Origin of the sequence: Aquiflexum sp. (genome assembly GCF_041751335.1) — a bacterium.
Taxonomy (GTDB): Bacteria; Bacteroidota; Bacteroidia; order Cytophagales; family Cyclobacteriaceae; genus Aquiflexum.
This window is the reverse complement of record NZ_JBGSXS010000417.1, coordinates 1-6,576: the sequence shown is the minus strand read 5'-3', so window position 1 is coordinate 6,576 and position 6,576 is coordinate 1. Positions and strand designations below refer to the sequence as shown.

The following is a 6,576-nucleotide window of genomic DNA, read 5'->3' as shown; positions in this document are numbered from 1 at the left end:
GTATAAGTAAGCATGAAAACCCAAAGAGCGGACAATAAATTGATTAGCAAGAATTTTCTGTGGAAGGTTTTTTATAATTCTAAAAGACCCTTCCAAATTTTCTTTAGGGTCAAATAGGGTATTGGCATAGGCAAGTTGTATTATATGAGGCTGAAATGTAGTAACTATCCCAGTTCTCCCAAACTCTACCCTTGCAGAGTCCAATAATCTCATCGCCACTTCCCGATTTGATTCTTTGTTAAGGAGTTCTTTTGCAGCATAGGCGTACAGGGAAGACCTGTTGATGGCTTTATTGAATGGCTTCAACAACCTCTTGATTTCTTCAAAATTCCCGGAATTTGCCAATCCCTCTATAGCCGTCGCTATCAATCTTAGTGAATGATTGTTGATCTGATTTCCGAACTCCTTGGATCCGAGAATATTTAAAAGATTATCCGGATTGATTTTTTGATAATATGAAATCATGGATTCAATTTCATTTTTTTGATTAGCCATCTCCCCCAAATACAAATACAACCAATTCAAGTCTACCTGATCTATATTTTCTCTTTCTGAAAGTTCAGCTTCCAGCCTTTTAAAAACCTCAAATCGGGCCGGTCTGATTATGAAACCGTTTGTCCATATTTTGGAATTATATCCTAACAGCCAGGTTGTAAAATAATCTAACTCAGTCTTATTTGGATACAAGAAATCCATTAACTGATTATCCAGTATATATTCCAAAAAGATATCAGAAAAGTAAAAGAAAAAGAAAGACCTTGGCTCCAATGGATGAAAACCTATTCTTAGGTCAGGATAAATAAATAAGAATTTTTGGGGAACGATCATAACATCTGAGCCGGCAACTCCAATTACAGTTGTAGTCTGCTCCAAGTAGGATGTGGCTACAAGTCTATAATATTCAATGGCCCTGACAAAAAATTGGTTAACTGACAGTTCATCTTTTTTTGGATCCTCATAGTTGATCCCCTTTAAAATACCTTCATTTTTAAAGGAAAGGGCCATCAAAAAATTTCTCTCATTGGGATCTTTGATATCAGTAAGGACGGTTTCCCTGTATTTTGAAAAGAAATATCCGATCTGTGCCCGATCACTGAATTGAAGGTTTAGGTTTTGCCTATCATCCATAAACCCATACAAATGCAAATTAAATGATGTGTTTGCGGATTTAAGCATTCTTCCCAAAAGCCGTCCATAAAATTCCTCCGAAGAAATATTTTTTCTCATGATATATCCCTTCACAAAATCTTCCAAAGCTCCAAATTGTCCAAATTTGTAAAATACTGTTGCAATATTAGCTGCATTATCTCCGCCTGCCGCATAATCCCCTTGGTAATAGTTTTGGGAATTGGCCATTAAAATGTCCATACATTCCAATACCATTTTACTGTTGCCTTGTGAGGCATATAAATAGGCCAATTGCTGATAAAGTCCATTGGATCTAAAGCCATAATTTGTAGCACCTCTCAGAAGCAGATTATCCGAATTAAAATTCACACTTACCCAATCCGATTGAATTTCCTTTTCAAAGGGCGAAAGGATCTGTATGAGTCTTTGGGTTTCATCTGGGGTAAATACCCTATAGTTGACTGCATGTTCAAGTGCCAGGGTCAGATTAATGATATCGGAGAAATCAGCCGGTTGGGTTTCAAGGACATGTAATACCATATTTCCTGACCTTTTGGCATTCGTTTCTCTCCAAGTATTTATTTGAGTATCAGGATTATAATAATATGCCAATTCCAGGGTAACCCGTAAATCATTCAATTCTTTTAAAATCGCTGAAAATGAGGAGTTGACATTGCTTGGTACCGCATACTCCGCTGATAGACTATCTGCAATGGCCAAACTTCTGAAAATTTCTTCTTTGGGTTCTACCCATCCTTGAAAAACCAGCATTGTGGCAATTCCATTGGCAATGTTGATTTTTTCAATCGGATCAGAAATGGTATTGATCACCTCATCAATACTTGTATGCTCAAGTTTCAACTGTTCTATAATGAGGGAAATTTTATTCTCAAATGCCACTTTGGGACTGTTGACCAATTGTATGGACTCAGCTTGAATAGAATTTAGAATATATGAATTCTGTTGTCTCAGGTATTGCCTGATAGCAAAAGAACTGAAGACTATAAAGGCAATCAAGGCAATAGCAATCCCTATTCTTTTTGCTCCATACCGCATGACTGTTCTGGTCACCACATGTTTACTTGCACTTTTGGACAGAAATTCATCGGAATTTTTAAGGATATTTTTTGCTTTGGATAACTTTTTATCCTGATCCAATTCCTCCGGCAGGTATCTGGCAACCCAATGTACATTTGGGTTTAGATTATTGATCCAGTTTTCAAAATAGGTCAGGGGACCAATTGACATCAAAAAAGCGTTCGATTTGCCACTATCCACCCATCGGTTGAGCTGCTGTTCGTAATCCAGGAAAACAGTATAGTTATCATATTCCTCCTCAGCCCAGGTTTTGAGGTATTCCCAGTTTCGGATAAGGCTTTCATGGGTAATATCCAGCACATCATCCTCACCTAAAGCATGGCTTTCAGGATCATCCGAAATAAAGGGTCTGATGAAAGTATTCCCGGGTTCACGAAAAATATTTAAAACTGCCCCAACTTCTTTGGTTCCAAATTCCTTCCTTCCTAAAATATCGGTAATTTCCTGTAGGGTCATCCGGTTTCTTACTGCCCTGCTTTGGTCAATTTTGGTCAGGCAGGTAAAGGTATTTTTGATAATAGCTTTTGCATCATCATTGGTAATTTCCCTACCAGTGTTCTCGATATAATAGGCTTTCGCTTGCTCAAAAAGCTTGTTTGTATGGGTGTCGAGAACATTCTGCAGACTTGGAGCGTGATAACAGGCTTTGATATTTTCAGGCAACTCATCAAACCATTGTTTAAATCTCAAGACCTGATCTTCCGGGAGTTCGGATTCCGGCATCCCGCCGACCATGGCATAATGGATAAGGTCCATTTCTTCTGCCCCATTATTGGCCGCATGCCAAATCTGATTGAGCGCATGTTGAAGGATCGGAAGCTGATCAACACCCTCTGTCAAATCATGGATCAATCTTTCTGTCAGTCTTCTTGTAATTTGATTCCCACTTAAAACAGCCGGTTCTTCGATAACCAATTGCAGTTGTGCTCTGTTGAGGCGGGGAACAAAAAACTGGGAAAACCCAATATACTCTGGCAACCCCCGAAAAGCAGCACATTGCCCAATGAAGTCTGACCTCATGGTAAAAATGATGTAAATGGGAAGTCCCTCCTCCAATGCTATCTTAGAGGTCTCCAGCAATAAGTTTAAAACAAGGTTGGCTTCTTTGGAAGGTACTCCCTTGTCATAGTTTTCGGGATTGGTAAAAAATTCCTCAAACTGATCTACCAGAATGATCAGATTGGCAGCTTTCCTTTTGATACTTGCCCTTATTCGCTCATCTGATTCTTGCCATTCCAATGAATCTTCATCAAGAAACCGATCAGAATTTCTATATAAATCGATAATTGCAGAAAAACCATGCTTTAGTTCAGATTCAACAGTTTCCTCATTTGGAATTTCAAGTTGATTTGCTATGGCTTTGCTAAGGTTTTTGAACGGGGATCTTTCCGGTCTAAAATCGGCAACACACCATTGGCTATATTTCGATTTAAGAAAACCTGCCCTGGCATTGGGAATGATACCCGCATAGACAAGTGATGATTTTCCGTCACCGGAGGCTCCTGTCAGCATCAAAAACTTATTCCGCTGCAATTGGGCTGTTGCAGCATCAATATCTTCTTCCCTGCCTTTAAAGTATAAAGATTCCTCCTCCGTAAAAGAGCGTAGTCCGGTATAAGGGCATATTTGGTAGTCTTCAAACATACCTGCTATTTGAGTTTGACAACGGTGGTATAAACTTTTTTGACTTCTGCCGGTACCTCCTCTTTTGGAACAATGGTGGAAACCACTTTGGGAGCTTTGAAAATCCGTGCAAAATTACTTCTTGGGTCATCTTCCCCAACAAAAAATAAGGGGGTGGGAGAAGAAGCCCCACCTACTTCCTTCCAAATTTGTTTAATAAAAGGCAAAGCCCAATCTGCAGCATATTTAAAATATACTACTGCAAGTTTACTTTTGGGTATCTGCTGGGAAGATACTTCCCTGTACTGATCTTCACCATCAGGCATGATATTCATGATTTCAATCGGGTATTCCAAACTCAATCTGTCCGTAATTTCTTTTGCCTCGAGTTCATCCTGCTGGTTGAAAATAAAAAAGATATCGGTATCCTTGGAATCAAAGATTTCAACTTCCTCCTTCATCATAACTACCCTGATATCATCCACCAATTGCATGGGACCTGCACTGTTGGAGAACATCATGTTTTTGGTAATGTTGTTTCTGATATATTTGATGAATTCCTGTTGGGCAGATTTCATGGTTACCGTGACCTCAGGATGAACCCAGATAAATGAATTGAATTCTGAATTTGAGGAGTCGATCATTTTTTTTGCTTCCAGAAACTGGAATTGCGGAAATGAAACATCATCTTCCAATTCGAACCGTCTGCCAAACTCCCCACTTAGGATATGGAGGGAGCAAACACATTGTTTTATAGCTTCAATGGTCTTTTCCTTAAACATCCCATCATCTGCCGGACAATCTATAGCAGGTAGCACATTGAAACCTGCTTTTTGGAGAATAATCGCCATTTCCTCTCTTTTTTCCTTAAGGTCATTGGATGTCCAAGCCAGAAAAATATTCGGTCTGGAACGGTCTATCATCTGGACTTTCAAGGAAGATGACAAAGAAGTAGAGACTACATTAGGTACTATTTTTGTAGATGTGGGGGAAAAGGCAGTGTATCCAAAAGAGTTTTCTTTTTGAAAAAGCTTTACCCCTGAAATAATATCCTTAACCGCATTTGCCAGTTTATTGATCTGATTTCGGTACATAGGTCTATTTGGATTTCCCAGCTTTTCATCGTCTATAGGCATTAAGGGACGATTTACCCCATCTTCTCTAAAAATAAAATCTATGGAACGTAAACCACCTGAAAGTTCTGATTCTAGTAGTTTGATATCCTCCATATCTATATCATGAATTTTTACGGGAATCACTCTTGAAGCAATATTGTCATTCAATAGCTTTATGGTTTTGCCCATTTTCTCGGTAAGTACTCCTTCTTGAAATCCTTTAAACTCATTTTTCCAAACCTGTGAATTGACATCACAATAGGTTTGGGAAATTATAGGAATAAAAATCAATGATTTAATTTTTGTGGACACTGAACCGTCCTCTTGCAAAAATTTCTTTTTCTCATTTTCCGGATTTATATCGAAATAAATTGAAAGCTTATCCTTACAGGTAGCACTTAGTTCCTGTTTGAGCTTTGTGACAAGTTCGCTTACCCAGCCATCATACTTATTGTCATTAAATCTGAAACTGATATGGATATCAAAATCATAATCAGGAATAATTGAAGATTTTTCTATGGCGGATGTTTGGTTACTCCTTGATATCGAAGATGCTGAAAGTATCCTATAGACCTTGACCGGTTCTTTTACATTTTTTAGATTCTCTATTTTAAAAAATTCTGATCTGATATCATTTTTATTTGAAAGATCTCTTTGAACTGACTCTGATACAAAGATAGTTGAAGGGGCTGCCAATGCCTGTATTCTTGCAGCTATATTCACGGCATCTCCAAAAATATCTTCATTTTCTAAGATAATCTCACCTTGGTGAATTCCTATTCTAAGTTTATAGACATTGGCTTGGTTGCACAATTCCTGGATTTTAATGGCTGCATATACCGCGCTGCTGACCGAAGGGAAACTGGCCATCACTCCATCTCCGAGTTCCTTAATCCATTTACCTCCAAATTCCTCTATCACAGGTTTATGGATTTCCCTGTTCTTTTTCAATAATTCAAAAGCTTTTTGTTCATCATTTCCCATCAGTGCCGTATATCCGACAATATCAGTGAACATGATTGCTGCTAGTTGGCGTATTTGTGACATTCTATAATTCTAATAAAATAGGGCAAAAATTTCATTTAAAAACATTACAATAGTAATATGGTAAATTTTGGCCACTTTAAGATATTTCTTAAAAAAATTTAAATATCACCGAAGAATATAATGTATATCCTTATCAACATAGAATTTAAAAATAATTCAATATTACTTTTCAAATTCCATTTTGATGTTATAAAGAATTGGTTTTCTACAAAAAATAAAAATATTAAAAAGATATTTTAGTTAATCAAGTTTTCATTAACTTATTGACACCTATTTTATCTCAATGAATTCCTTTTTTTTATTTTCTAATTACTTGTAAAAAATATAACTCAGGTACAATCCTCAAAATCAGTTTTACTAGGGATCATTACCTATTCGGTAGCCCTGATGCCAAAATATTTCCTTTCCTTGCTAGGCTAAAAATGCCAAAAGCCAGCATTGTGTGCTGGCTTTTTGATAATGTGGCGGCGGCCTACTCTCCCGGGTGTAACCCCAGTACCATCGGCGCTGCAGGGCTTAACTTCTCTGTTCGGGATGGGAAGAGGTGGGACCCCTGCGCTGGGCC

General features: G+C 37.8%; 2 protein-coding genes and 1 rRNA gene. All 3 read right to left on the bottom strand.

The annotated features are described in order from the left end of the window. The coding region (locus ACEW8U_RS22220; RefSeq protein WP_373524252.1) for a hypothetical protein at window positions 1-3,870 on the bottom strand (3,870 nt) is incomplete at its 3' end. Between the two features lie 5 nt (window positions 3,871-3,875). Next, complete coding sequence (locus ACEW8U_RS22215; protein WP_373524251.1) at window positions 3,876-6,011, bottom strand: adenylate/guanylate cyclase domain-containing protein; 2,136 nt, start codon at window positions 6,009-6,011, stop codon at window positions 3,876-3,878. 459 nt (window positions 6,012-6,470) lie between these two features. After that, window positions 6,471-6,576: ribosomal RNA gene (gene rrf, locus ACEW8U_RS22210) — 5S ribosomal RNA — on the bottom strand; the annotation flags it as partial.